Here is a 26816-nt window from a genome sequence, read left to right as displayed (position 1 = left end):
TATTTAAAGTGTGCTTACGCTTTTCTTATATTACATCCATTTCAGATTTCATTTGTTGGCGAAAGGATAATGGGCTCATTTCATTATTTAATTTAAATACTTTGGAAAAATAATTAGAATCATTAAAACCTGTAGTGAAGGCTATTTCACTAATAGATAAGTTAGTTTCCAATAATAGTTGCTGTGCATGTGAAAGCCGTTTTTTATTTACATATTGTTTAAAAGTTATGCCTTTCGTTTTAGAAAATAACATACTTAAATAGCTGGGACTAATACCTAAAAAATCAGTGAGTGTTTCTAAATTTAACTTACTGTCTGTATAGTAGATATCTATATAGTCCAATGCTGCATTTACATAGTCAAAATGCCCTTTTTCTTTTTGTTGGATTGCCTGATTCATCGCATCCTGACAGAAGAGAACGAATTCTTGGATAATCGTGTAAAGAACAGGGTGATTTAAAATGATATCAAATAATCGATTATATTTTTGCTCCAGTTCTATCTTTTTTTCCATTTGGTATTTGAGCATGAAGCGTCTCACTTGAGCGAGAATGCTTGTTAGATGGATGCGAATGCTGTCTGGTTGATAATACGTATCTATAGTTGAAATGTTATATAAAAATTGTTTAATCATTTGCACATCATTTTGCTCTAGGCTATTGATCCAAAGGCGTTGCTGGTCAATCGTTAAAAAGGGATCGAAATTTTTATAGGATGGAAGTTGGCTTACTAAAAAAAATTGAGAGAAGCCATTATGAAAACGTAAATGTAACGCTTCTTTCAATGCGTTATACATCGTTTTAACAGACTGATTCGGCAAATCATAAATGGCGATATTTAAATTTGCGTTGTATGTATTTGCCCATTCTCGAATAATCGATTTTGCTTTTTTTAATAGCTCTTCCATCGACTCATCATTCGAAAAACCCACGACTCGTTTGGATAAGGCATAAAAGGTAAAGTGTTTCTGCGATTGTAACCAATGAAAAAGCAACTCATTATGCTCCAAAAATTCAGTTTCAATCATAAAACAGAAATTAAATTCCTCCATTTGCGCAGATGTTTCCTCTAAAAATAAAGATGGATATACGGAATGCTTCTCCACAAGAGGAAGCATTTCTCCGGTGTTGTTTAAAACGTGCCTCGTTGCATGTGTTAAATATTGCTTCAACATATTCAAATCTAGCGGTTTAACGAGTAGTGTAAGCGCACGTAAAGAGAGTGATTCAAGTGCATTTTTAAATAGCGGCTCGGCTGTCATGGTAATGACATGATGAGAATGTAGAGATAGTACTTTCTTCAATTCACTTGCCTTATCCTGAGCTAGTAACTCTATCTCCAATAAAATAATTTCCGGATTTTCTTTTTCAATACACGTCACAGCCTCTGCAACAGTACCTGCCTCCATTACAGATAGTATATCTAATTGATATCGCTTGATAAACCAATGAATTCCCATTCGTTCGGTTTGATCTCGATCGATTATTAATAACTTCATTCTTATCCTCACCTGTTATTTCTTATGATTTTTTAATAAATGAATGAATGATATAAAAAATTACCTATTTTATTTAATATTATTCCACGTGAAACAAAATAAATCCTCTTTTTTATAATAATATTCCATATACTTTCTATCTTTAGAATTTTACAATAATAAAAAGGGAGTGATGATATGGAAAATGTTCAAGAAAAGGAATTGATCAAGGGGGAGAGAGCAGATGTAATGTCTGTTTTCAAATTTGTTGTCTGTAGCTTAATTGGAATATTTAGCTTCTTTGTTACTTTTACATACAATGGTAAGTCTTCCATTCTGCTCGATCATATTGTTAGTTGGTTGTCGATGAATGTACCTACTTTTGTTACCGCTTACATTGTGATTATGCTAATTTGCGGAGCGGCGTATCCATTTGTCACTAAGTCATGGAATAAAGATATAGTGAGTGTCATTATGTCTTTATTTAAAGTAATTGGCTTAGGCGTAGGACTCTTACTGATTTTCGGAGTAGGGCCAGCATGGTTATTCGATCCAAGTGTAGGGCCGTTTCTAATGGATAAGTTAATAAAACCTGTAGGGGTTCTAATACCGATTGGCGCGATTTTCTTAGCTTTATTAGTCAGCTATGGTCTGCTTGAGTTTATAGGGGTATTCATGCAGCCGGTTATGCGACCGATTTTTAGAACTCCAGGCCGTTCAGCGGTAGATGCGGTTGCATCATTTGTTGGAAGCTATTCCGTTGGTTTATTGCTGACAAATCGTGTGTTCAATCAAGGAAAATATACAATTCGTGAAGCAGCAATCATCGCAACAGGATTCTCTACAGTTTCTGTTACATTTATGGTCGTTATTGCGAATACATTAGATTTAATGGCTTATTGGGGTTGGTTCTTCTGGGTATCACTTGTCATTACATTTATAGTGACAGCTATTACTTCCCGTATTTGGCCAATAGCTAAGTTAAAAGATGAGTATATCGTAGAGCATGGTGATCCAGAAGTGATTGTAACCGAAAAAAGATTACAAACTGCTTGGGCTGAAGCGATGAACGCAGTAAAACTCAATCCTCCTCTTTGGAAAAATCTCTTGCAGCATTTAAAAGAAGGCCTAATCATGACAATGGGCGTACTGCCTTCCATTCTTTCAATAGGCTTACTTGGTTTGATATTAGCGATGTACACACCGATCTTCGATTGGGTAGCGTATATATTCTTACCATTCACATGGGCATTACAAACACCAGAACCAATGCTGACAGCAAAGGCTTTAGCAGTGTCTATCGCAGAAATATTTTTACCATCCTTATTAGTGGCAAACGCGGCGATTATGACGAAGTTCATCGTTGCGGTTGTATCTATTTCAGCGATTTTATTTTTCTCGGCGGTAATACCTGTCATTCTTTCAACAGATATTCCGTTAACCATTCGTCAAATGATTATCATTTGGTTCCAACGTGTTGTTTTGACTTTAATTCTAGTAACACCGATAGCATTTTTACTATTTTAAAAGGGGCGTGTCATTATGGAAAACGTATTACAGAATATTAAAGCACCAACTGGAAGTCAGTTATCATGTAAGGGATGGACACAAGAGGCTGCAATGCGCATGCTTATGAACAACTTGGATCCAGAGGTAGCTGAAAACCCGGATGAGCTCGTTGTCTATGGTGGCATTGGAAAGGCAGCGCGTAATTGGGAGAGCTATGCACAAATTATCGAGTCATTGAAAGTGCTAGAAAATGATGAAACATTAATTGTGCAATCAGGCAAGCCAGTCGCAGTATTCCGCACCTATGAGCATTCACCTCGAGTGCTAATTGCGAACTCTAATCTAGTGCCTGCATGGGCAAACTGGGAGCATTTCTATGAATTAGAAGATAAGGATTTAATGATGTATGGACAAATGACAGCGGGGAGCTGGATTTATATTGGAGCTCAAGGGATATTACAGGGTACTTACTTGAGCTTTGTGGAAGCAGGTAAGAAAGTGTTTGGCAATGCAGATTTACGTGGTAAATTGATTTTGACCGGCGGTATGGGCGGCATGAGTGGTGCTCAACCATTGGCAGGTAAAATGGCTGGAGCAGTCATTTTAGTAATAGAAGTAGATAAAAAAAGAATCGAACGGAAAATAAAAGAAGGCTATTGCGATTACTTAGTGGAGAGTTTAGATGAGGCATTGGAGTTGGCTAAGACTCTTCAAGACAAATTGGAACCTGCCTCTATTGGGCTTGTTGGTAACTGTGCAGATGTGTATCGAGAAATTTATGAACGGGGCATTGTACCAGATTTCGTAACGGATCAAACAAGTGCACATGATCCATTGAACGGTTATGTACCGAACCATATGTCATTAGAGGAAGCACTACAATTACGTAAAGCTGACCCGAAACTATATGAGCAAAAATCAAAACAAGCAATGGCAGACCATGTGCAGGCAATGCTTGATTTCCAAACAGCAGGTGCAGAGGTATTTGATTATGGAAACAATATTCGTAAGTATGCACAAGAAATGGGTGTTAAAAATGCTTTTGATTTCCCAGGATTTGTACCTGCTTATATACGTCCATTATTCTGTGAAGGAAAAGGACCATTCCGCTGGGCTGCACTATCAGGAGATCCAGAGGATATTTATAAAACAGACGCACTGGCAAAAGAAATGTTTGCGGATGATGAAGGACTTGTGAACTGGATTAATATGGCGCAAAAAATGGTGAAATGGCAAGGGCTTCCTGCACGTATTTGCTGGCTTGGATATGGTGATCGTCACCGTTTTGCTTTAAAAGTAAATGAAATGGTCGCTTCAGGTGAATTAAAAGCGCCAATTGTATTTGGACGCGATCATTTAGACTCAGGCTCTGTTGCCTCTCCTAACCGTGAAACGGAAGGGATGAAGGACGGTTCGGATGCAGTTTCCGATTGGCCAATTTTAAATGCATTAGTGAATACAGCAGGTGGCGCAAGCTGGGTAAGCGTGCATCATGGTGGTGGTGTTGGAATGGGTTACTCCCAGCATGCTGGTCAAGTACTTGTCGCAGATGGAACAGAAATGGCTGCAGAAAAAATTAATCGAGTATTAATATCAGACCCAGGTATGGGGATCGTACGTCATGCAGATGCAGGCTATGATATAGCGATTAAAACGGCACAGGAAAAGAATGTTCATATGCCAATGTTAAAAACAAAAGGATGATGATACATGACTTTACTTATATCAAATGCTAATCAAGTGATTACACTTAATTCAAATAATCAGAATGCACGCACAGGAAAAGAAATGAGCGAGCTCAATATTATCGAAAACGGTAGTGTATTAATAGAAGAAAACCGTATTGTAGCAGTAGGTTCGAAGGAAGAGCTTCAAAATCAATTTTCAGAATTAGTAGCACAAGCAGAAGTAATTGATGCTACTGGCAAAGTCGTTATGCCTGGCTTAGTCGATGCACACACACATTTAGTGTTTGGTGGTACTCGTGAAAATGAATTCCAAATGCGCTTAAACGGTGCAACTTATATGGAGATTATGAATGCAGGTGGTGGCATTCATGCAACGACGAAAAAAACGCGTGAAGCATCATTTGATCACTTATATGAAAAGTCATATGAACATTTAAATGACTTCTTGAAGTATGGTATTACAACAGTGGAAGCGAAAAGTGGCTATGGCTTAGATTGGGAGACTGAAGAAAAGCAGCTATTAGTAGCGAAAAAACTACAAGAAAATCATGTCATCGATGTGGTCAGCACATTTATGGGAGCTCATGCCATTCCAGCTGAATATAAAGAAAATCCTGATGCGTATGTGGATTTAGTTATTAATGAAATGATCCCAAAAGTTGCGGAAAGAAAGCTTGCAGAGTTCAATGATGTCTTTTGTGAAAAAGGTGTTTTCACACCAGAGCAGTCTCGTAAGATTTTATTGGCTGGTAAGGAACATGGCTTGACTCCTAAAATTCATGCAGATGAAATTGAACCTTATGAAGGAGCAGAGCTAGCTGCAGAAGTGGGAGCCATTTCTGCAGAGCATTTGTTAGTCGCATCTGATCAAGGGATAGGTGATATGGCTCGCTCGGGAACAGTTGCAGTTTTATTACCTGGAACAGCATTCTTCTTAAAAGCCGCATCTGCAAGAGGCCGTCTGATGGTGGACGAAGGGGTACCGGTAGCAATTTCTACAGATTTTAATCCAGGTTCATCACCAACGATCTCATTGCCATTTATTATGAATTTAGCTTGTATGAACATGGGGATGACCATGGAGGAAGTGTTGACTGCCACAACGATAAATGCGGCGTATGCAATTAATCGAGGTCATGAAATAGGAACACTGGAGGCTGGTAAAAAGGCCGATGTGCTTATATTGAATGTGGCAAACTATCAGCAAATGCAATATTTCTACGGTATGAATCACACGCAAACAGTTATTAAAAATGGAGTAGTTGTTGTGGATGGCGGAGTGATTACTGATAGAAAATAGAATAACGATTGGATATAGAAATTTGTGACCGGATAGATTAATTTCTTTCCGTATAGAAAAAAATACGACCGGATAGAAAAGTTTCTGTCCGGATAAATAAAAATACGTTCGGATAAAAAGTTTCTGACCTGATAAATAAAAATACGTCCGGATAGAAAAATTTCCTTCCAGATAAATAGAAATGTGACCGGATAAACTAATTTCTGTCCGTATAAATAAAAATACGACCGGATAAATTAATTTCCGTCCGGATAGAGAGAAATATGACCGGATAAACTAATTTCTGACCGAATAAAAAATGCAGACTCAGTATAGATGCTGAGTCTGTTTTTCGTAATCTCCAAGGTAAATTATCAGATAAAATGTTTGCTTTATGTATTTTTAGGGCAATACATATAGGGTGATTATTGATAACATGCCATGGAGGGATTAGATTTGAAATTGAAAGTCATTTTATTTACATTAATATTAATTTTTTCATTCGTTTCGGTGTCGTATGCATCGGAGCCTTTTGGTATTGGAACCAAAAATGCTATAGACCGTTTTGAAATAATGAAAGAGCATTTTAAAGTTGATTATGATACGTATGGAGATTCAAAAGACATACCTGAACCGATAGTATACATAGTGGAGGCAGGAGACAATCTTTACGAGATTGCTATAGAACACAGTGTTCCGTTAAATGCACTAAAGGAATGGAATAATCTCACGGACCATACGATTCACCCGAGGGATGAGCTCATCATTAACAACAAACAATCAGCGAACTTTACGAAGTCACCACTAGCGGAGGATGAGATGCTTGTCATAGCAACTGCTTACACAGCTTACTGTTATGGTTGTTCCGGGACAACCGCTTATGGGATAGATTTGCGTTCCAATCCGGAAGAGAAAGTAATTGCTGTTGATCCAAGTATTATTCCACTTGGCACAAAGGTGTGGGTAGAAGGTTACGGTGAAGCGATTGCTGGTGATACAGGAGGCGCAATTAAAGGAAATCGAATAGATGTTTTCATTCCATCCTACGACCATGCAATCGAATGGGGAGTCAAAGAGATTAAGCTTAAAATTATAGATTAAAAGCGTATGCTTGAATGCGATAGTAATTCTGTATATAATGAGCTTATACACATACAATAAAAAAAGACTGGATACGCGAATATCCAGTCCTACAACTGCAAACCGCAGAAAGAGCGGTTGGTCCGGTTGAACGCTGAAATAATCGTCCGCGCCTTACCAGTGGGGGACGGTTATTTCTTTTTTACAAAGAAAATAATCAGTGACACAACGATTGAAAAAGCTGCTATGAGTACAGCGCTTAGCTGTATTAACAAACTAAATGTCTCGTATGTGGTCAAAGGCATCACCTCCTTCTAAAGGAAGTGACCAACCGCCCACCCTGCTATGCAATTGTTAATGTATTATACCATAATCAGAACGATTGTCCCTTGTGTTTAAAGCCAGGTCAGAACCCATTATTGGTGTCTGGTCTGGTTTTTTTATTGCTTAAATTTGTTAAGAAAACGGTTTAAAATAATTCTATTAATTAAATAAAATTAAGATTTTTAATGTATTTTATTTAATAATTATTGAAATTACTTTTAACTATTTATTGTTTTTAATATAATGCTTATAATTACTTTAAAAAAGGAAGTCAGAAAAATGGATATAATCGATGTGAAGATTTTAGATGCTTTAAAGCAAAATGGACGATCTACTGCATCTGAAATTAGTAAGCAAGTGAATCTTTCTGTACCTGCTGTGTCTGAAAGAATTAGAAAGCTGGATGAAGCAAATATTATTGAACAATATACGGTTAAAGTTAATCGTGAGGAGATGGGCTATAAATTACTCGCAGTTATTTTTGTGAATATAGACCATGCAGCTAATATTCAACATTTCCGAGATGCGATTATTCAATTTCCCGAGGTGATTGAATGTCACCATATGGCAGGCGAGTACGATTACATGCTAAAAGTTCTGATTGAAGATACGTCTCGATTAGAGTTTTTTCTAAGTGAGCAATTAAAAACCATTCAAGGGGTTCAGAAATCCAATACATTAATTGTTTTATCTACTTTGAAAGAAGTAATAAATAGGTGAATGGGATGATTTGGAAAGGATTTCAATTTGGATTGTTTTTGCAGATAGCAGTAGGTCCTGTCTGTTTATTTATCTTTCAGACTGCTGCGACTTCGGGCTTTTATATAGCGGAAATTGGAGTATTAGGTGTTACGATTGTGGATGTTTTTTATATAATTGCAGCTATTTTTGGTATTGGAGCACTACTTAATAAATTTAAAAAGTTAAAAAGTTTTATTCATTATTTTGGCGCTGCTGTGCTCATTATTTTTGGTATAAGCAATATAATAGAATTTTTTAGTAGTTCTCCGATTACAATCTTGGAACAAAGTGCAGGGAATACTCTTTGGAAAGCACTTCTACTTACTCTTTCAAATCCATTGACTATCTTGTTTTGGGCTGGTGTTTTCTCTACGAAAATAGGGGAGGAAAATATAAAGCAAAAGGATTTATATTTTTTTGGTTTTGGAGCGGTATTGTCGGCTTTTGTATTTCTAACGATTATATCAATGCTAGGGTCATATTTAACTATACTTTTGGAACCGAATGTTATTATGGGCTTAAACTTATTCGTTGGTATTGTGCTTTTGTTATTCGGCGTGAAAAATTTGGTATCAAAAAATAGCGTAAAAAAACATCCAGGTCATAAAGCATGACCTGGATGTTTTATATGAATCTCGAGTTATTTGTTGTGGACATTGCTTTGCTTATTTTTTCTGCAGTTTCTTGCAGTTGGGGTAAAAACCTATCTTGAAGCACATCTCTGGAGATACGACCTGCGTGAACAGAGCAGTTGATGGCAGCAATTACTTTACCGTGCAAGTTTCGGATTGGAACTGCAATCGAACGAAGCCCCTCTTCTAGCTGTTGATCTACACCTCCCCAATTATTTTCACGCACCCCTTTTAATACTTCTAATAGATGTTCTTTACTTTGAATTGTATTGTCTGTGAATTTAGTGAAATCATTTGAATCAAAGTAGTTCTTCAATTCCTCTTCTGGCAGTCCTGCAAGTAGAACATGACCCATGGAGGTTGCATACGCTGGTAACCTTGTTCCTACATCAATATTAATAGACATAATTCTTTTTGTAGAAACACGTGCTACGTATATAATTTCAGGTCCGTCTAGAATTGAAATGGAGCAGGATTCTCCGGTTTGATTGACAAAGTCTCTCATGAACGGATGGGCGATGCTCCATGTGTTATTGGAAGAAAGATAAGCATAGCCAAGTGTAAGTGTACGCGCAGTTAATGAAAAAACGCCATTTGTTGATTCGGCAAAGCCCAAATGTTCTAGTGTTAGTAATATTCTTCGAACAGTTGGTCTACTAAGACCTGTTAGTTTAGCCGCATTACTAACCGTTAGAGCTGAGTTTTGTTGAGAGAATGCTTGAATTACTTGTAGACCTCGATCTAAGGATTGTATATAGTCTCCTGACTGTTTGAAATTGTCTAATTTTTCTGTTGACAAAGATATGACCCCCTATGATAAGATTAACTTGTACGAATAGAATATTATTGTACGTATAGCGTACAATAATGGTATTGGAAAAGCAAGTACTTGTTTGTAGATTTAAATTATTTTTAGTAATAAATGAATGCGGTTACATTTACCATTTTATCAGAATGTTGAAGGCAAAATAAGAAAAAATTAGACTACAATCGAGGGGGAAATCGCAATGGGAGAAACAGCAGTTAAAAATACGCGGGTATTGGAAGCTTACGAAGGTTTTGTAAAACACATGAAAGCTTTCTTAGATGAGCAACAATTTAACCATGAAGAGTATACGAATTTTGTAAAATGGGCAGATCGTTTAGGTAGAAGTGGAGAAATTCCTTTATTCTTAGACGTTTTCGTAGAAACATATGTATTAGAAGCAAAATATAAAGATTTACCAGGTACAGAGCCATCTCTGCTTGGACCTTATTATGAAGAGAATTCACCATTACTTGAAGGTTCTAAGGTAGTTATTCCGCAGAGACCTGACGAGCCAGGAGATAAGTTGAGATTCTTTGGTAATGTGAGCTCAGTAAATGGTCCAATCGGAAAAACAAAAGTAGAGTGGTGGCAAGATGATGCAGATGGATTGTATTCAAACTATGATTCTACTGCGCCAGATTTCAATTTAAGAGGACAGTTTTATACAGATGAGAACGGGAATTTTGAAGTAGAATCAATCGTTCCGATACCATATCAAATTCCAACGAATGGGCCTACTGGTGAATTTACCTTCGCCGCTGGATACCATGCATACCGTCCAGCCCATATCCATATTAAGTTTGAGCATGAAGGTCATGAAACATTGATAACTCAAGTGTTTTTTGAAGGGGACAAATGGTTAGAAACAGATGTTGCTAGTGGTGTTCGCTCAACTCTTACAACAAAACTTATCGATAAAGTTGACTATAAAGAAGCATCTTTGAACTTTGTTATGCGAACTATATAAGTAACTCTTTCCATAGCTGTCGAGAAAAACTTGACAGCTATATTCTATCTAGAAATAACTTAACAAAATACATAGGGGTAAAGGGGAGAGATAAATGAAGTTTTCTTTCAAAGAAATCAATCAAAGTCTGTGGAAATCACATCGTAATACAATAGATATGGTGACTATGGCTGAGCTTAGAAATCAAAGTAGTTCTGGGGTAACAACTGCTAATTTGCAGGGCGTAAAAATGAAGTCTACGAGGAACGTAGAGACAAAACCTAGCAATTCCTATAGTACGACACAAATGGTCGGTCTTTTTTTAGGGCCACTACTATTTCTACTAATATTGTTTTTCATGCCTCTACCAGGACTAAGTGATGAAGGAAGATCTGTCCTCGCCATTACAGCATGGATCGCAGTATGGTGGATTTTAGAATCTATTCCACTAGGAATTACATCGCTTATGCCATTGGTTTTATTGCCACTGTTAGGGGCAGTAGGAGAAGGCGTGGCAGCCGCAAGTTACGGGAATCCTCTAATTTTCTTATTCATCGGAGGTTTTGCGCTCGCCTTGGCTCTTGAACGTTGGAATCTCCATGAAAGAATTGCGATTACGATTATTAGTGCCGTGGGCGCCAGTACACCAGGGCTCGTTCTAGGATTCATGCTGGCAACAGGCTTAATATCTATGTGGGTTTCGAATATGGCCACAGTTATGTTAATGATTCCAATCGGTACAGCTATCATTGCGAAAGTTGTGACCCTTATGAAAGAAGACAATGTGCATTCAGTAGAAGAAGAAATGAAATTCACTAAATCCATTGTCTTTGCAATCGGCTTTGGAGGAACAATTGGAGGAAGCGCAACCTTGATTGGAACACCGACAAACCTTGTGCTTGCAGGGCTTGCCAGTGAACTATTAGGGTTTGAAATTTCCTTTGCGCAATTTTTCCTTTTCGCTTTCCCGCTTACTGGATTGCTGATGTTGTTTTCAATTTTTTATATTACAAAAATTGCCTATCCAATGAAAGTTAAAAAAATCAAGAATGGCAAGCAATTCGTGCTCGATCGGAAAATAGAACTCGGTAAAATGTCGTATGAAGAAAAAATCGTATTGACCATTTTCTGTTTAACTGGCTTTATGTGGATGACTAGAACGTTCCTATGGAGCGATATCATCCCGGGTATAAGTGATACGATGATTGCTATGGTAGCGGCAGTTCTGTTGCACCTTATTCCATCTACTAACAAACCAGGCGAACGCATTCTCGGAAAGGATTCACTGAAGAATATGCCTTGGGACGTTCTTCTCTTAGTTGGCGGTGGTCTTGCACTTGCTGCTGGCTTTAATGGAACGGATTTGGCAAGCTGGATCGGGAACCAGTTATTATTACTTGAAGGTACGTCCTACCTTATGCTTCTAGCTGTAACTACACTGCTAGGTATTGGTATGACACAAATGACACCAAATACTGCTACAGTAACGATTCTTGTTCCGATTACTGCAGCGCTTGCACTAGCTATGGACGTCCACCCACTTCCGCTTATGACAGCAGTTGCGATGGGAGCCGGTTTCGCGTTCATGTTGCCAATTGGAACTCCATCCAACGCAATAATCTTTGCGACTGGCAAAATTACAATGATGGATATGCTGAGAAAAGGTACTGGGTTAACGGTACTGGCATTTATTCTAATTCTCCTGTTTGTGTATTTCGTGCTTCCAATCGTATTCGGTATCAATCAATTTGAATATCCAGAGGCTTTAAAATAAGTAGTGCTATTACGTCGTCGAAAATAGAGTAAAAAAGAAAGTTGGTTGAATATGAAAATAAAATCATTTGATGTATATATTTTAGATTTACCTACTATACGCCCCCATCAATTAGCGATGCATACGATTGTTTCACAAACAATTGTAGTTGGTTGCGTAACGGACGAAGAAGGAAACGAAGGCTGGTCCGAAGTTGCGACCATTGGTGGTGCTTCATACGGAGAGTCAACTCCAGAAGCAATTAAAGCAAATATTGATACGTATATTGCGCCACTTGTAATCGGGAAAGACCCTATTCACTTCGATAAAATTATGTATGAAGTGTCGAAGCAAGTTAGAGGGAATAATTTTGCGAAAACGGTTGTGGAAGCAGCGATCGTCGACCTGGCTGCAAGAAGTAAAGGTGTTCCAGCTTACGAATTATTCGGAGGACAGATCCATACTTCATTGCCGATAGCTTGGACACTAGCGAGCGGGAAAACGGAAACCGACATTGAAGAAGCGAAAGAGTTTTTACATCAAAAACGTCATAACATCTTCAAATTGAAAATAGGTAAGGGCGATCCTTTTAAAAATGTGGAACATGTTCGGAAGATAAAGGAAGCAGTTGGTGACCAAGCTCGTATTACAGTCGATGTAAATCAAGCATGGGATGAGGACACAGCGAATTATTGTATCGCCGCATTAGAAGATGGAGGCGTATCGATGGTTGAGCAGCCACTTCCAACGTGGAATTATGAAGGGATGGCAAGGCTCACTTCACGATTCAAGGTACCGATTATGGCGGATGAAGCCGCAAACAGTGTACAAGAAGTATTCCAAATCGCGAAGCATCGTGCAGGAAATAGCATCGCGTTGAAACCTTGTAAAGCTGGAGGATTAACACAAACGAAGAAGGTAGCTAGTATTGCAGAAGCAGCTGGCCTCGGTTTATACGGCGGTACAATGATTGAATCTAGCTTAGGTACTGCTATTTGTGCACACTTATATGCAACTATTCCTGAAATGAAATTTGGTACAGAGATTTTCGGTCCTTTATTGTTCAAAGACAATATCACAGTGAATGAAATGCAATATGAAAACTTTGAAGTGGTGATTCCGAATGGACCAGGCTTTGGGATGGAAATCGACCGCGAAAAAGTGAAGCATTATGCTAGAAAGCTTTAACTTTGGTTGCACAAAAATAGTAGAAAATATGCAAGTTTAATTAGTTCATGGTATTCGTTTTATCCGAATTTAAGTGTGATTTAGATTGCTAAAAGGAAGCCACTTTTCAAAACAGATTTTAGTTGTTTTGGAGGGTGGTTTCTTTGTTTTTTATTAGAATGTATGTTTTTCAAAGATATTGGGCAATACTGAGTTCAAATTTAAGTAATTGAAAGATTACTTGTTAGGAGGAACTAGTATTGAAAGTTAGAAGTATATTGTTTGTACTGCTATTCGTATTTGTGACGAATTCTGTCGCGCATGCATCTGAGCTTTTTAATGTCGCCACTAATGAAGAGGAATTATCGATCTCTCCTGATTTAATAGAAGAGAGAGCAATCATAGAAGAGGCATTTTACGTACATTTCCAGGATGCATTAAATTTACGGGCAGAAATAGAAGTGGAACCTGAACCTGAGCCTAAAACGTATACCGTTGTGAAGGGCGATAACCTGTATAGGATTGCAGAGGCGAATAATATTACCTTGGCAGCTCTTATCAGTTGGAATGGTCTTACGACTGATTTAATTCATCCTGATGATGTACTAATCGTAAGTGGTAATGAGGAGGACGTGGTGGAGCTTGCTGAATTCGAGCCAGTGAAGCGGGTCGCTTCATCATCAAACGTGGAGACTCCAACCATCGAGGTTTCTCAACCAATTGTTTCTGCCCCTCCAATAGGGGAGGGGGCAGAGATGGTCGTTACAGCGACCGCCTATACAGCATACTGTGAGGGCTGTTCGGGAACGACCGCTTATGGAATTGACTTACGTGCCAATCCCGATCAAAAAGTAATTGCAGTTGATCCTCGAATCATTCCACTTGGTTCAAAGGTATGGGTGGAAGGATACGGCGAAGCGATCGCTGGTGACACTGGCGGGGCTATTAAAGGGAATAAAATCGATGTATTTATCCCGACATATGAAAGTGCTATGCAATGGGGAGTTAAAAAAGTAAAGATCAAAGTAATCAATTAACAGAGTGCCTGTGTGATAAACGATTGTTTATCATACAGGTTTTTTTATTTGGAAAATTAAAAAAGCTTGAGAAGAAATGTATTATGATGGATAATGATAAAATTAATATATTGGGAGAGGGTCATACACATTATGGAAACAGAAGTCAAAGTGAAGTTAGAAAAACATAATAAGCAACTTGAAAATAGAGGACGCTTGTTAGTGAAATGTCCAGATAAACCAGGTATTGTATCTGTTCTTTCGACATTTTTGCATAACTACGATTCCAATATTATTGAATCAAGTCAGTACTCCAGTGACCCAGAGAACGGTACTTTTTTTATTAGGATCGAGTATCACTGTGATCATTTGGCAGAGAAGTCTGCGAACATGGAGAAAGATTTTGAGGAAATTGCTACAACGCATTCCATGGATTATGAATTTGCCTATCCAAATGAGCGGAAGCGTTCTGCTATATTTGTTTCGAAAGAGCCGCACTGTTTGATGGAGCTTTTGTGGGAATGGCAAAATGGCGATTTAGATACGGATATTGTTGTTGTCATTAGTAATCATGAAGATGCACGCCCATTTGTGGAAGCATTAGGTATTCCATATTATTATATTCCAGCGAACAAAGATATTCGAAAGCAAGTTGAAGCAGAGCAAATTCGTCTCATGGAAGAATATAAAGTAGATCTATTAATCCTTGCGCGTTATATGCAAATATTAACGCCTGATTTTGTACGTCATTTTGAAAATCGCATCATCAATATTCACCATTCCTTCTTGCCAGCATTTATCGGCGCAGGCCCATATGAACGTGCTTTTGAACGAGGTGTGAAACTAATTGGTGCAACTTCTCATTATGTAACGAATAATCTAGATGAAGGGCCAATTATTGAACAAGACGTAGAACGAGTGAATCATCGAGACGATGTAACAGATTTAAAGAAAATTGGTCGCAAAATCGAACGGCGTGTTCTTGCTAAAGCAGTAAAATGGCATTTAGAAAATCGAATTATCGTGCAAGATAATAAAACAATTGTGTTTCATTAAGTAACCTGTAATGACACAAATATGTGAAATTTGTAATAGATGGAAATACTCATATAGGTTGAATGGGTTCACGATTCTGTATATAATATAAGTAGAAACATATACTAAAAAGACTGGATACGCGAATATCCAGCCCCACAACCGCAAACCGCAGAAAGAGCGGCTGGTCCGAGGTCAGAAATAACCGTCAAACCTTTGCTGAGGGACGGTTATTTCTTTTTTACAAAGAAAATAATCAATGTCACAACGATTGAAAATGCTGCTAACATAACAGCACTTAGCTGAATCAACAAATTAATCGTTTCGTATGTGTTCACTGGCATCACCTCCTTAGAAGGAAGTGACCAACCGCCCACTCTGCCCATGCAATTGTATTTGTATTATAACATAAATACGAATAAGTGTTCTATTTTTTAATAGAATTTCGATAATTATTGTATAAATAGCTTGTTTGGTTAGATGGCTCTTTGCAAAAATGCAAAGAGCTTTTTTTATTTGTTGTGAATCTCATAGAGTCAACTTCTTATTGTGAGAAATGGTCGCTTTTGGGCTAAAATTGGTTGCTCAAGGGAGGGAATTGGTCGCGGTTCGGCTAGAATTGGTTGCTTATACAGGTGATTTGGTCTCGCTTAGACATTTTGTGTCTTTTACTGGATAAAAAATACATAGCTGCTTATTGAAAGTTAACTTAATGATGTTTATTGAAGAGAGTGGAAGAAAAATATTCCAATTAATGAATCTTATATGTCATTAAACACGTATAAACTGTATCTAAGGTGATGTCTTACTATTTATGGTGTTCCGAATTTATTTAGATGTAGGAGTGATTATATGATATGGATAAGCTTCATATTTTTTATGTTGATTATTTTTGCTTTAATATCAGTAGTTAAGCTAATTTTGAGAAAAGTATTTAATATAGAAAAAGAGAAGAAGGAATTCTTTTCTTACAACCATATAAATGAATTACATAGAAAAATTGATTGGGTTATAAGAATAGCTTTATTTATTGCAACGATCTGGGCCACTTTCTATATGTTGAATGAGGATTTTTCAATAAACCTTTTACTATTTATATACTTTTTCAATGTAGTGATTGAATATGGAGTAAGTGCCTTTTTTGAATGGAGGTATTTGGAGGGCTCTAAACGATATATTCTTACTATTAGTGAAGGTGTTATCTTAGCGCTCGCAATAGCTATAATAATCGATTTTGATTTGCTTAGTTTTGTATAACTCTTACTTTGAGAAATGGTCTCGGTAATGGGAAAACGGGTCTCGGTTCTGAGTTGGTTAGTCTCGGTTTCGGGAAATTTAATCTCGGTTATTGAGGAATTGGTCTCGAAGTACCACTTGGTAACATTTATTGGATAAAAATTACATCACGCGGGATATATATGAACCGTTTCAACTGAAGATAACTTGATATTGTGAGAAATGGTTGCGGTTATAGCTAGAATGGTTGCTGATAGTGTGAGATTGGTCGCTCTTGGGTGGATTTGGTTGCTTCCAGAATGAATTCGGTCTCGAAGTGCCACTAATTGTAAAATGCAAAACGCCCCTTCTAAAGTAGAGAAGAGGCGTTTTGATTAGATTTCGATTGGCTTTTTCGCTCGGATATCGCCGAGGAAGAACTTGCCGTATGGAATAATTTTTTGAATGGCTATGGAAATAATAATCGGAACAACCAGTCCGAGGGCTGTGAAGCCGATGATGCCATATTGGAAATAGTCATTCAAAATAATATCTGTTAATATATGCAAGTACATAATGGATATGGAGTGTTTTTCAATTTTGGCTAGCCAAGTTAATGGTAAAATTTTTGTGATTCGTTGGAAAAGTCCGAGAATCACAATAATAAAAGCGATTGGAATGACTAAATCTAGTAATAGGTGATCATATCTTAAAAACTTCATACTTAAATGATAGTCAATGTATCCGACCCTGTCCGCAATAACCGCACCTATTGCCACGACGCTTGCCCCAATGAGCCAAGGACGTGTAATGTTCATCCAAATGGATTTTGCATAATAGCCTAAGGCAAAGTAAACAATAGCCATTAAGACAACATCCAAATTCCAAAGCATCGGTATAGTTTGTGAAGCCTCATCTGGTGCTCCACTAATAACACGCATTGCGAAAATGCTTTCCAAATGTGCTACGAGGTAGAATGTTGCTAGTAAAACTATTTGTTTTACACGGCTTAAGTATTTGGTCATCCAAATGAACAGCAAATACGTGAAAAATAAAGTAGTTACAAACCAGATAACGCCATAAGCTCCACGAGCAAAGCGACCTCCGATAACTAGTGTCCAAATATCTTGTAAATACCAAGACAAATCAAAGTTTCCTAATGATAGCTCCATACCATATCGAACAGCTGTTATGATCGCTAGGAAGAATAAATAAGGGACCATCAGTTGCATAAATCTCTTTTTAATCGTTTTATTTGAGCTTTCATTTTCTTTAATTTCTTTGAAAAATAGGCCACTTAATAAGAAAAATGCTGGCATATGGAACCAGTATATATATTTTCCGAGTGGAAATTCTAATTCTCCAGGATAATGACCGATTACAACTAGAATCATCAAAAAACCTTTTGTCACATCTACCCATGTTAATCTCTTTTTAGACATACAGCATCCTCCAAGCTTTGATCTCCATGTTTATTTATCCATTATAAGGTGAATATAAACTTATATTGTGTTTCAATTATATTACAATATTATAGAATGGGGACTGTAAAATGTTGGATGTTGTATGTTTTGGGGATAGTATCACCGCTAGAAAAGAAGGTTTTCCTTCCCCTATCCTTACTTTCAAACTTACTACTAAGCTAAAAAACTATCATTTCATAAATGCAGGTATTTCCGGAAATACAACCGAGCAGGCGATGCAACGATTTGAAAAAGATGTACTCGCTAGAAAGCCTGACATAGTTACTGTTTTGTTTGGCGCAAATGATTCTTCCATACATAAGTTTGTGGAGCTTGATACATTTAAGCAAAATATTACGGAATTCACAAAAAGGATTGGACCAGAAAAAACGATTTTAATTACTCCGGCACCAATAGACGAAGCACTTCAACCAAATCGATCCAATGAACGATTGAAGCAGTATGCCAAAGCGGTAAAAGAAGTAGCAGAAGAAACTGGGAGTCATATGATTGATTTTTTTACCGTACTTTATTCAAAACCAAACTACAAAGAGCTATTAATAGGCGAAAAGAATGACGGTCTACATTTTGGTGAAGCGGGTTATGAAATTTTGTCGGATTTGATTGTTCAAAAGCTAGAAGAGATTAATGGTAGTAATAATAAAGTCGGATATTTTCGAAGACTATTTCAAAGATTGTTCAACAAATAAGAAGCTTCTTTTTCGGTTTGTATTTTTTCAATAAGTAATGGAAAAGATAGGACTGTGAATCTGAAAAAGGAGTGGTAGGCATGTTACAGTTGCATACGGAACTTGAAGGTAAGAAGGCGTATTTTGGTGATTTGAAAAGTCGAATTCAAAATCTCGGTTATTCAATTGGTGGAAATTGGGACTATCATAAAGGAAGCTTTGACAATGTTTTACATCGAGATGGTGGAGAGACGATTTATTTGCGACTACCTTTTGAGGTATTAGAGGGTGACCTAGATCATCATGAAGCATATATCCGTTTTCAAACGCCCTATGTCATTAAACATGTGGTAAATATGGGATTGGACACAGACGTAAATTCCTTGATGACTTCTACTGGTTTTGATCAATTTCAAGATCCGCTAGATAAAGACGGTCAGATTGTGAATAAAAATAGATGGGCACATGCTGGAGAGCAGGCTGTACAACAGGTAGTACAGTTTTTAAACTAATGAACATAGACCATTTCGCTATTTTGCTGAAATGGTCTTTTTATATGCAGTAAATCACTAAAAGGACTGTATACTTAACTTCCGGCTCATATTTCTTTATAATAGGAGTCAAATAGTTATGTACTTGAAAGGACAGCTACTGATGATGTATGAGCGTATAATTAATTCGGAGCAAGAAACAGAGGAACTTGCGCATCAGCTATCTGCTATTCTAGAACCGGCAGATGTGCTCACGTTAGAAGGCGATTTGGGAGCAGGCAAAACGACCTTTACGAAAAGTGTTGCTAAAGGACTTGGCATCACACGGAATGTGAATTCTCCGACGTTTACGATATTGAAGCAATATGAAGGTCGACTTCCTTTGAATCATTTGGATGTCTATCGATTGGCTGATAGTGATGAGGATTTAGGATGGGACGAGTTGTTTTACGGGGACGCGGTAAGTATTATCGAGTGGGCCAATTTAATAGAAGCAGATTTACCGCCAGAGCGATTGGCGATTCAGATTCTGCGTTTGGAAGACGAGAAGAGAAAGTTTACGTTTACTCCGTTTGGAAAACGTTATGAACAATTATGCGAGGAGCTTTTTGAATGATTTGGTTAGGAATAGATACATCACATACCCCACTTGCGATTGCTATAGTGAAGGACGATCAAGTGCTTGCAGAGTACAAGTCGTCGCTTAAAATTACTCATTCAATCGGAACGATGCCAGCAATTGAAGAATTATTAAAAAAGGCAGATATTAAGCCAAATGAAATTGATGCAATTGCTGTAGCGAACGGTCCAGGGTCTTATACAGGCGTGCGAATTGGAGTAACGATTGGAAAGACACTTGCATGGACGTTGAATATCCCGATAGTTTCAATATCGAGTTTACAAGTGATAGCTGGAAATGTACCGTTCTTTTCCGGCGTAGTTTGTTCCATTATGGATGCAAGACGCGGTAATGTGTTTGCGGGCATTTATGTGAGTGGAGAAGTAGTGAAGGAGGCGCATATGTCGCTAGCGGAGCTACTTCAAACAGTGGATGAGATGGGGCAACCGGTTTTATTTGTAGGAATGGATGTAGTGATTCACTGGGAACAAATTAAAGAAGTACTTGGAGATAAGGTGCAACGGGTGAATGCAGCATTTAATTTGCCGAGTGCAGCCGTTTTAGTTGAACTTGCGAAAAATCAAGAAGCATCTGATGTGCACACGACTGTACCGGAGTATTTGCGTGTAACAGAAGCTGAGGCTAATTGGATGAAAGAGCAGAAGAAAAATGGAAATTAATTATCGAAGAATGACTATAGAGGATATCGATCAAATCTTACGAATAGAGCAAGAAGCTTTCACGCTTCCTTGGACAAGAGAAGCGTTCGCACATGAAATGACGACTAATTTGTACTCGTATTATATTGTGGCAGAGACAGAAGAAAAAGAAATTGTCGGCTACTGCGGAATGTGGATCGTCATGGATGAGAGCCATATTACGAATGTAGCAGTCACTGAAAAGATGCGTGGTAGGAAAATTGGAGAAGGCCTGATGCGAGAAGCTATTCGTGTGGTTCTTGAACATGAGGTAGTTCTTATGACGTTGGAAGTCCGTGTTTCGAATGATGTTGCTAAAAACTTATATTATAAATTAGGTTTCCAAGATGGCGGTATCCGAAAAAATTATTATACAGATACACAGGAGGATGCTCTTGTGATGTGGGTGGAATTTAAATGACAAAAGATCAATATATATTAGGAATAGAAACGAGCTGCGACGAAACAGCAGCTTCCATAGTGAAAAACGGCCATGAAATTATTTCAAATGTAGTCGCTTCCCAAATCGAAAGCCATAAACGTTTTGGTGGAGTGGTTCCAGAAATCGCTTCAAGACACCATGTGGAGCAAATCACCATTGTCATCGAAGAAGCGTTGAAGAAAGCAAATATGACACCAAAAGATTTGGATGCCGTAGCAGTAACGGAAGGGCCAGGACTAGTAGGTGCGCTCTTAATTGGAATAAATGCGGCAAAAGCTTTTGCCTTTGCAAATGGACTTCCACTAGTGGGCGTGCATCATATCGCCGGTCATATTTATGCCAATGCACTCGTTCAGCCGATGGAGTTTCCGCTTCTAGCATTAGTTGTATCAGGTGGACATACCGAGCTTGTATTAATGAAGGAAGACGGTCAGTTCGAGTTAATTGGTGAAACACGAGACGATGCAGCAGGGGAAGCTTACGATAAGGTTGCTCGTGTTTTAAATCTTCCTTATCCAGGAGGACCACATATCGATCGACTTGCGAATGAAAGTGACGGGGCAGTACCGTTTCCTAGGGCTTGGCTGGAAGAAGGGTCATACGATTTTAGCTTTAGTGGATTGAAATCTGCAGTTATTAACTATCAGCATAATGCGGAGCAGCGTGGGGAGGAAATTAATCCAAACCATCTAGCAGCAGGCTTCCAAGAGAGTGTAATTGAAGTGTTGACTGCAAAAACACTAAGAGCAGCACGTGAGTTTAATGTAAAACAAGTCATTGCAGCAGGTGGAGTAGCAGCAAATAAAGGACTTCGAAAATCATTAGAAGAAACATTTGCGAAAGAGAACATTCCGTTTAACGTGCCACCAATCTCATTGTGCACAGATAATGCAGCAATGATTGCGGCAGCAGGAAACTCGAAGTTTGCGGCAGGTCAACTTGGGGATATGTCGATGAATGGCCGACCAGGAATGGAATTGAATAGTTGGAACTGATTTCAGACTGTTAGCACTTCGCTTGTAAGGCGTGCCTCTAATGTGAAGTTTATTCAAATATCCTCTTTTCTTCGACAAGAAAAGGGGATTTTTTTAACAGTTTTTTTCCCATATGTCAATAGAGAACATTCGTACTTATGCACAATTTGTGGATAAGATGTGCATAAGTTGGAGGATTTCAATATATAGTGTCACATTTATACACACTGTTGTGGAAAACTGTATTTGAAATCTGTGGACAATGTGTATAAGTCTGTTGATATGTTGGTATTACTTGGTTTTTTATGTGAATAAATTTGTGGAAAAAAATTAATAAAAATTTGTACTTGACCAACATATATGGGCATGAATCGACAAAAAGTAATTGGCAAAGTTTAATGACTCGACAATTAGTGAGATATTATAAATAATTTATTGAAGAGTAGAGAACAAACGCTTAATTAGTCTTTACATAGAACTAGTGTTTCGGTGAGTACTTTAAAATTTTGTTATTGTGAAGTGATGAAAAATATAATTTGATTTAAGGACGTGATTTCAATTTTTTATGCAATTGCATTATTTATACTTGCAGGATTGGCTGAAATTGGTGGTGGTTATCTCATATGGCTTTGGTTAAGAGAAGGTAAGCCGTATTATTGGGGTGTCTTTGGAGGAGTAGCATTAGCTTTATATGGAGTCATTGCTACATTTCAAACCTTCCCATCGTTTGGCAGAGTTTATGCTGCTTATGGTGGTGTGTTTATTGTTCTTTCTATATTATGGGGCTGGGGAATTGATAAAAAAACACCAGATTTTTATGACTGGGTTGGTGCAGGTATATGCTTGGTTGGTGTGTTAGTAATTCTTTTTGCTCCACGCCATTAAAATATGGGGTGTAAAACAAGCAATCGGATGGTTCAGAGCGATAATCGGATGGTTTATCAAAATAATCGGATGGTTATAAGCAATAATCGGATGGCTAACCATAATAATCGGATGGTTCCTTAATACATAATAAAAAAGTAGTGTAAACCATCCGCGTGGTTTACACTACTCATTCTTATGAAACGATTTCCTCTAATTGCTCCTGTAATTCTAACCATTCATTGGACAAATCGTCTTGTTTTTCTTTTAATTGATCCAACTCTTTTTGCAATTGCTGTACAGCTTCGTGGTCTTGGAAGATCTCCGGGTCACAGAGTTTTTCTTCAATAGAAGCAATCTCTGTATCCACTAATGGTATTTGTGATTCTAGTTCTTCCAGTTGTCTTCGAAGCTGACGTTCTTTTTTCTTCGCTTCTTTATCAATTGTAGACGTGCTTGGCTTCACGACAACCGCTTTTTCAATTGCGCCTGCACTCTCCAGTGCCAACTCTTCTAATTCGAGTTTCTTTTCTAAATAGTAATCGTAATCGCCTAAGAAAAGCGCAGCGTTATCATTAGATAATTCAATAACTTTCGTAGCTATTCTATTAATGAAGTAACGGTCATGCGAGACGAAAAGAATTGTTCCTGGAAAATCGAGTAATGCATTCTCGAGTACTTCTTTACTGTCTAAATCTAAATGGTTGGTCGGCTCATCCAATACTAACGTATTTGCTTTTAACAGCATTAGCTTGGCTAGTGCAAGTCTAGCTTTCTCTCCACCAGATAAGGTTGACACGGTTTTTTGAACATCGTCACCACTAAATAGGAAGCGGCCCAAAACAGTGCGTACATCCTTTTCATTCATGAGCGGCCATTCATCCCACAATTCAAGAAGAGCTGTTTTATTGCCAGTAAGCGCTGCTTGTTCTTGATCGTAGTATCCAAATTGGACGTTTGTGCCGTACTGAATTTTACCGCCTGCATCCTCTAATTGTTTCATAATGGTTTTCAGTAGGGTAGACTTACCGACACCATTAGGTCCAACAAGTGCTATACGGTCCTGTTTATAAACCGAAAAGGATATGTTGGAAGAAACCGTTTTTCCTGGGTATCCAACAGAAACCTCTTCTAGTCGAAGAACGTCGTTTCCGCTTGGTCGATCAATCGTAAAGCCGAAAGAAGCAGATTTTTCATCGCCGTCCGGTGAATCCATCCAGTCCGTTTTTTCAATTACCTTACGTCTGGACTGTGCCATTTTTGTTGTGGAAGCACGAGCTAAATTTCGATTTACGAAGTCTTCTAGTTTAGCTTTTTCCTCTTGCTGTTTTTCGTACATTTTTTTATCAAGTTCATAATTCTTTGCTTTTTGGTCTAGATAGTTACTATAGTTGCCGACATATCTAGTGACATTATGACGAGACACTTCATATACAAAGTTCACTACTTGATCTAAAAAGTAACGATCATGGGATACAATCAAGATTGCACCGCTATAGTTTTTTAAGTAGTTTTCCAAAAAGTTTAGTGTTTCAATGTCTAAGTGGTTGGTCGGCTCATCCAATATGAGTAAATCTGGTTTGCTCAGCAGCATCTTAGCTAGTGCCAATCTAGTCTTTTGACCACCAGATAATGCTGTTACAGGCTTATCATAATCATCAGGAAAAAACCGCATTCCGTGTAAAATAGAACGAATGTCTGATTCGTATCGATAACCACCAGCTTCATTGAAAGCTAGCTGTAGTTCATCGTATGCAGCAGCAACTCGTGCATAGGCATCGGCGTCTTCATAAACAGAAGGATCCGCCATTTGCGTTTCTAATGATCGAAGCTCTTTTTCAGATTCGATTAGATGATTAAAGATAGACTTCATTTCTTCCCAGATGGAAAGCTTGGATTCCAGTCCGGCATGTTGTTCTAAGTATCCTAATCGAATGTTCTTTGGCATAATAATATCGCCGGAATCATACGACATTTCTCCAGCAATTATTTTAAGTAATGTAGATTTTCCGGCACCGTTTCGACCAACGAGAGCTACTCGATCCCGATCCTGAACCTCTAACTTTACGTTTGTTAATATATCTTCTCCATTAAAGGATTTTGTTACTTGATTTACTTGTAAAACAATCACGATGATTCGCACCTCAATTCTATATTAAGTGTAATAGATAGGTCTTGTCGTTGCAACGCTATAGCTTTATAATGAGATGAATGTTAAGTAAGAAATTGGAGGGTTTTTGATGAAACCTGAACTACCGAGAATTCCTCAAGCAACAACGAAGAGGCTTCCATTATATTATAGATTTTTACAAAGTTTTCATAATGCTGGACATAAAAGAGTATCGTCACAAGAATTAAGCGATGCAATGAAAATAGATTCAGCAACAATTCGAAGAGATTTCTCGCACTTTGGAGCACTTGGCAAAAAAGGCTATGGTTACGATGTCGCTAATTTACTCCAATTTTTTCGAAAAACGCTCGACCAAGATGAAGCTGCAAATGTGGCTCTTATTGGAGTTGGTAGTTTAGGAACTGCTTTTCTAAAATATAACTTTCAAAAAAACCATAATACTAAGATTGTTGTAGCTTTTGATACAAAAGCACCTATTGAAGGAATGATGGTAAGTGATATTCCAGTTTATCATCCGAGTGTTATGGAGACGAAGCTCGAGGAACATGGTATTGAGTTGGTTATATGTACCGTTCCAAGCCGTTCTGCTCAAGAAGTAGCGGATCGATTAGCAAAAACGAATATTAAAGGGATTCTTAACTTTACCCCTATTCGTTTGACAGTACCAGATACAATTCGGGTTCATACGATTGATTTGTCTGTCGAAGTGCAAACCCTTATTTATTTAATTAGAAATGAATATAGCGAATAAAACGAAAGCCTTCTACCCAATACTGATGGGTCGAAGGCTTTTATTTATGTCCAGCTCCAGCGCCTAGCCCCTCGAGGTCAAATAACCTTCCCCCAACGAAGTCAAAGAACGACTTCTTTGTGGGAAGAACATTTGCTTGTCGGAGGCCCACACGAAGTGGGTCATACAGTCGTTGCGAAATGTTCTTTTATTTTGCGACGAGCTTGCGCAGGAGCACCACGATGTCGCGAACTTAGACTGTATTCCCCTTCATAGGCGCTTGCGCTTTTCTTTATGGCATTTGAGAGTATGTTTCTAAAAACTTTTGGATTGTTTCTCCGTAAAACTGGAAGAGGACAACAAACCCATTTAATAACATGTGGGAAATAATCGATGCCACTATTCGCTTTGTCTTGTGATAAATAAAAGCGAATATAAACCCAGAAACCGCATATAGTAGGATGTGCGTAAAGTCAAAGTGAATGATTGCAAAGACAATCGCACTGACAGATGCGGCGACGAAGAAATTTGTCTTTGGATATAAAGAGCCGAAAATGATACGGCGGAAAATGAGTTCCTCTAATATAGGAGCGAAAATTACAATTGAAAAGATTGCCCATGGAACAGCGTGTGCTATTTCTATAAATTGCGCTGTATTTTCGGATCCAGGTTCAACACCTAATTTGAGTTCAATCGTAGCTGCGACACCTTGCCCTAAGAAAACGAGAAAGAACCCGATGATTCCCCAGCCGATTGTTTTCCAAAGAGGAGACGGTTTTCCTTTAAAGGGACGTAAAAAGTTATTATTTTTTCTAATTAAAAGGAGTGTTATCAGTGTAGCAATTCCCATACTTAGGAATACCCACCATCCAGAAGCAACCAATGGAGGATTTTTTACGTCCATAGACTTAAATAGTATAAGTAAAAGTGGTGCAAAGATTGCTCCAGAAAGTTGCATCACGCAGTAAACAATTAAAATATACAAGCCTGTTTTTTGTTGTTTCATTCATTTAGTTCCTTTCTAGATCACAATTCTCTTTTTATT

At 37.9% G+C, this 26816-nt stretch carries 25 protein-coding genes; 20 read left to right on the top strand and 5 right to left on the bottom strand.

From position 1 onward, the window contains the following. Positions 1-25: 25 nt before the first annotated feature. Positions 26-1498 carry a helix-turn-helix domain-containing protein gene (locus WAX74_RS10450; RefSeq protein ID WP_336497604.1) on the bottom strand — a complete coding sequence of 491 codons (1473 nt, stop codon included), beginning with the start codon at positions 1496-1498 and terminating at the stop codon, positions 26-28. 177 nt (positions 1499-1675) lie between these two features. Between WAX74_RS10450 and WAX74_RS10445 the strand changes: the two genes are divergently transcribed. The 6 genes from WAX74_RS10445 (at position 1676) to WAX74_RS10420 (ending at position 8712) form a co-directional block, all read left to right on the top strand. Beyond that, on the top strand, positions 1676-3004 hold the full coding sequence (locus WAX74_RS10445) for a YjiH family protein (protein WP_336497603.1): 1329 nt from the start codon (positions 1676-1678) through the stop codon (positions 3002-3004). A gap of 15 nt (positions 3005-3019) precedes the next feature. Further along, positions 3020-4690 (top strand): urocanate hydratase, encoded by a 1671-nt coding sequence (gene hutU, locus WAX74_RS10440; RefSeq protein ID WP_336497602.1) that lies wholly within the window; start codon positions 3020-3022, stop codon positions 4688-4690. 6 nt (positions 4691-4696) lie between these two features. After that, entirely contained in the window at positions 4697-5974 is a 1278-nt protein-coding gene (hutI, locus tag WAX74_RS10435) for an imidazolonepropionase (protein ID WP_336497601.1), read from the top strand. A 435-nt stretch (positions 5975-6409) separates the two neighbouring features. After that, entirely contained in the window at positions 6410-7054 is a 645-nt protein-coding gene (locus tag WAX74_RS10430) for a 3D domain-containing protein (RefSeq protein WP_336497600.1), read from the top strand. A gap of 582 nt (positions 7055-7636) precedes the next feature. Further along, complete coding sequence (locus WAX74_RS10425) at positions 7637-8077, top strand: Lrp/AsnC family transcriptional regulator (protein WP_336497599.1); 441 nt, start codon at positions 7637-7639, stop codon at positions 8075-8077. A 5-nt stretch (positions 8078-8082) separates the two neighbouring features. Continuing rightward, on the top strand, positions 8083-8712 hold the full coding sequence (locus WAX74_RS10420) for a LysE family translocator (protein ID WP_336497598.1): 630 nt from the start codon (positions 8083-8085) through the stop codon (positions 8710-8712). A gap of 10 nt (positions 8713-8722) precedes the next feature. On the opposite strand, the gene WAX74_RS10415 is transcribed toward WAX74_RS10420, so the two are convergent. Next, positions 8723-9529, bottom strand: a complete 807-nt coding sequence (locus WAX74_RS10415; RefSeq protein WP_336497597.1) for an IclR family transcriptional regulator domain-containing protein — start codon at positions 9527-9529, stop codon at positions 8723-8725. Positions 9530-9737: 208 nt separating this feature from the next. On the opposite strand from WAX74_RS10415, the gene WAX74_RS10410 reads away from it, so the two are divergent. From WAX74_RS10410 to WAX74_RS10380, 6 genes are all read left to right on the top strand, one after another. After that, a complete protein-coding gene (locus tag WAX74_RS10410; RefSeq protein WP_336497596.1) occupies positions 9738-10505 on the top strand; it encodes a dioxygenase family protein in 768 nt (255 codons plus the stop codon). Positions 10506-10599: 94 nt separating this feature from the next. Then, entirely contained in the window at positions 10600-12258 is a 1659-nt protein-coding gene (locus tag WAX74_RS10405) for an SLC13 family permease (protein WP_336497595.1), read from the top strand. 51 nt (positions 12259-12309) lie between these two features. Beyond that, positions 12310-13425, top strand: coding sequence for a muconate cycloisomerase family protein (locus WAX74_RS10400; protein ID WP_336497594.1), 1116 nt, complete (start codon positions 12310-12312; stop codon positions 13423-13425). Between the two features lie 239 nt (positions 13426-13664). Beyond that, a complete protein-coding gene (locus WAX74_RS20990) occupies positions 13665-14441 on the top strand; it encodes a 3D domain-containing protein (RefSeq protein WP_413788949.1) in 777 nt (258 codons plus the stop codon). Between the two features lie 132 nt (positions 14442-14573). After that, entirely contained in the window at positions 14574-15476 is a 903-nt protein-coding gene (gene purU, locus WAX74_RS10385; RefSeq protein WP_336497593.1) for a formyltetrahydrofolate deformylase, read from the top strand. A gap of 831 nt (positions 15477-16307) precedes the next feature. Next, entirely contained in the window at positions 16308-16712 is a 405-nt protein-coding gene (locus WAX74_RS10380; protein ID WP_336497592.1) for a DUF4181 domain-containing protein, read from the top strand. A gap of 353 nt (positions 16713-17065) precedes the next feature. Here the strand turns inward: WAX74_RS10380 and WAX74_RS10375 are convergent, their stop codons facing one another. After that, on the bottom strand, positions 17066-18112 hold the full coding sequence (locus tag WAX74_RS10375; protein WP_336497591.1) for an acyltransferase family protein: 1047 nt from the start codon (positions 18110-18112) through the stop codon (positions 17066-17068). Positions 18113-18222: 110 nt separating this feature from the next. On the opposite strand from WAX74_RS10375, the gene WAX74_RS10370 reads away from it, so the two are divergent. The 7 genes from WAX74_RS10370 (at position 18223) to WAX74_RS10340 (ending at position 22931) form a co-directional block, all read left to right on the top strand. Beyond that, positions 18223-18843: an SGNH/GDSL hydrolase family protein gene (locus tag WAX74_RS10370; RefSeq protein ID WP_336497590.1), complete on the top strand. Its 621-nt coding sequence runs from the start codon at positions 18223-18225 to the stop codon at positions 18841-18843. A gap of 80 nt (positions 18844-18923) precedes the next feature. Next, positions 18924-19334 carry a YugN family protein gene (locus tag WAX74_RS10365; protein ID WP_336497589.1) on the top strand — a complete coding sequence of 137 codons (411 nt, stop codon included), beginning with the start codon at positions 18924-18926 and terminating at the stop codon, positions 19332-19334. Between the two features lie 142 nt (positions 19335-19476). Next, entirely contained in the window at positions 19477-19929 is a 453-nt protein-coding gene (gene tsaE / locus WAX74_RS10360; protein ID WP_336497705.1) for a tRNA (adenosine(37)-N6)-threonylcarbamoyltransferase complex ATPase subunit type 1 TsaE, read from the top strand. Further along, positions 19926-20612, top strand: coding sequence for a tRNA (adenosine(37)-N6)-threonylcarbamoyltransferase complex dimerization subunit type 1 TsaB (tsaB, locus tag WAX74_RS10355; RefSeq protein ID WP_336497588.1), 687 nt, complete (start codon positions 19926-19928; stop codon positions 20610-20612). The genes tsaE and tsaB overlap by 4 nt, the downstream gene beginning before the upstream one ends. Next, the gene (gene rimI, locus WAX74_RS10350; protein WP_336497587.1) at positions 20602-21051 is read left to right on the top strand and encodes a ribosomal protein S18-alanine N-acetyltransferase; all 450 of its coding nucleotides are present in this window, start codon (positions 20602-20604) and stop codon (positions 21049-21051) included. The genes tsaB and rimI overlap by 11 nt, the downstream gene beginning before the upstream one ends. Continuing rightward, on the top strand, positions 21048-22067 hold the full coding sequence (gene tsaD / locus WAX74_RS10345) for a tRNA (adenosine(37)-N6)-threonylcarbamoyltransferase complex transferase subunit TsaD (RefSeq protein ID WP_336497586.1): 1020 nt from the start codon (positions 21048-21050) through the stop codon (positions 22065-22067). Before rimI ends, tsaD begins: the two co-directional genes overlap by 4 nt. 537 nt (positions 22068-22604) lie before the next feature. Next, on the top strand, positions 22605-22931 hold the full coding sequence (locus WAX74_RS10340) for a YnfA family protein (protein ID WP_336497704.1): 327 nt from the start codon (positions 22605-22607) through the stop codon (positions 22929-22931). A 175-nt stretch (positions 22932-23106) separates the two neighbouring features. Here the strand turns inward: WAX74_RS10340 and WAX74_RS10335 are convergent, their stop codons facing one another. Beyond that, positions 23107-25041 carry an ABC-F family ATP-binding cassette domain-containing protein gene (locus WAX74_RS10335; protein ID WP_336497585.1) on the bottom strand — a complete coding sequence of 645 codons (1935 nt, stop codon included), beginning with the start codon at positions 25039-25041 and terminating at the stop codon, positions 23107-23109. Positions 25042-25150: 109 nt separating this feature from the next. On the opposite strand from WAX74_RS10335, the gene WAX74_RS10330 reads away from it, so the two are divergent. Continuing rightward, a complete protein-coding gene (locus WAX74_RS10330) occupies positions 25151-25792 on the top strand; it encodes a redox-sensing transcriptional repressor Rex (RefSeq protein WP_336497584.1) in 642 nt (213 codons plus the stop codon). A 271-nt stretch (positions 25793-26063) separates the two neighbouring features. Here WAX74_RS10330 and WAX74_RS10325 read toward each other — a convergent pair whose 3' ends face one another. Further along, positions 26064-26777: a CPBP family intramembrane glutamic endopeptidase gene (locus tag WAX74_RS10325; protein WP_336497583.1), complete on the bottom strand. Its 714-nt coding sequence runs from the start codon at positions 26775-26777 to the stop codon at positions 26064-26066. Positions 26778-26816: the final 39 nt, after the last annotated feature.

Origin of the sequence: Psychrobacillus mangrovi (assembly GCF_037104765.1) — a bacterium.
Classification (GTDB): Bacteria; Bacillota; Bacilli; order Bacillales_A; family Planococcaceae; genus Psychrobacillus; species Psychrobacillus mangrovi.
The sequence above is the reverse complement of the archived record's forward strand: the minus strand, read 5'-3'. Positions and strand labels throughout refer to the sequence as shown.

Excerpts from the sequence above, each read along its gene's own strand:
- WAX74_RS10450 (WP_336497604.1), bottom strand. The coding sequence starts at position 1,498 with ATGAAGTTATTAATAATCGATCGAGATCAAACCGAACGAATGGGAATT.
- WAX74_RS10445 (WP_336497603.1), top strand. The coding sequence starts at position 1,676 with ATGGAAAATGTTCAAGAAAAGGAATTGATCAAGGGGGAGAGAGCAGAT.
- hutU (WP_336497602.1), top strand. The coding sequence starts at position 3,020 with ATGGAAAACGTATTACAGAATATTAAAGCACCAACTGGAAGTCAGTTA.
- hutI (WP_336497601.1), top strand. The coding sequence starts at position 4,697 with ATGACTTTACTTATATCAAATGCTAATCAAGTGATTACACTTAATTCA.
- WAX74_RS10425 (WP_336497599.1), top strand. The coding sequence starts at position 7,637 with ATGGATATAATCGATGTGAAGATTTTAGATGCTTTAAAGCAAAATGGA.
- WAX74_RS10420 (WP_336497598.1), top strand. The coding sequence starts at position 8,083 with ATGATTTGGAAAGGATTTCAATTTGGATTGTTTTTGCAGATAGCAGTA.
- WAX74_RS10410 (WP_336497596.1), top strand. The coding sequence starts at position 9,738 with ATGGGAGAAACAGCAGTTAAAAATACGCGGGTATTGGAAGCTTACGAA.
- WAX74_RS10405 (WP_336497595.1), top strand. The coding sequence starts at position 10,600 with ATGAAGTTTTCTTTCAAAGAAATCAATCAAAGTCTGTGGAAATCACAT.
- WAX74_RS10400 (WP_336497594.1), top strand. The coding sequence starts at position 12,310 with ATGAAAATAAAATCATTTGATGTATATATTTTAGATTTACCTACTATA.
- purU (WP_336497593.1), top strand. The coding sequence starts at position 14,574 with ATGGAAACAGAAGTCAAAGTGAAGTTAGAAAAACATAATAAGCAACTT.
- WAX74_RS10380 (WP_336497592.1), top strand. The coding sequence starts at position 16,308 with ATGATATGGATAAGCTTCATATTTTTTATGTTGATTATTTTTGCTTTA.
- WAX74_RS10375 (WP_336497591.1), bottom strand. The coding sequence starts at position 18,112 with ATGTCTAAAAAGAGATTAACATGGGTAGATGTGACAAAAGGTTTTTTG.
- WAX74_RS10370 (WP_336497590.1), top strand. The coding sequence starts at position 18,223 with ATGTTGGATGTTGTATGTTTTGGGGATAGTATCACCGCTAGAAAAGAA.
- WAX74_RS10365 (WP_336497589.1), top strand. The coding sequence starts at position 18,924 with ATGTTACAGTTGCATACGGAACTTGAAGGTAAGAAGGCGTATTTTGGT.
- tsaE (WP_336497705.1), top strand. The coding sequence starts at position 19,477 with ATGATGTATGAGCGTATAATTAATTCGGAGCAAGAAACAGAGGAACTT.
- tsaB (WP_336497588.1), top strand. The coding sequence starts at position 19,926 with ATGATTTGGTTAGGAATAGATACATCACATACCCCACTTGCGATTGCT.
- rimI (WP_336497587.1), top strand. The coding sequence starts at position 20,602 with ATGGAAATTAATTATCGAAGAATGACTATAGAGGATATCGATCAAATC.
- tsaD (WP_336497586.1), top strand. The coding sequence starts at position 21,048 with ATGACAAAAGATCAATATATATTAGGAATAGAAACGAGCTGCGACGAA.
- WAX74_RS10330 (WP_336497584.1), top strand. The coding sequence starts at position 25,151 with ATGAAACCTGAACTACCGAGAATTCCTCAAGCAACAACGAAGAGGCTT.
- WAX74_RS10325 (WP_336497583.1), bottom strand. The coding sequence starts at position 26,777 with ATGAAACAACAAAAAACAGGCTTGTATATTTTAATTGTTTACTGCGTG.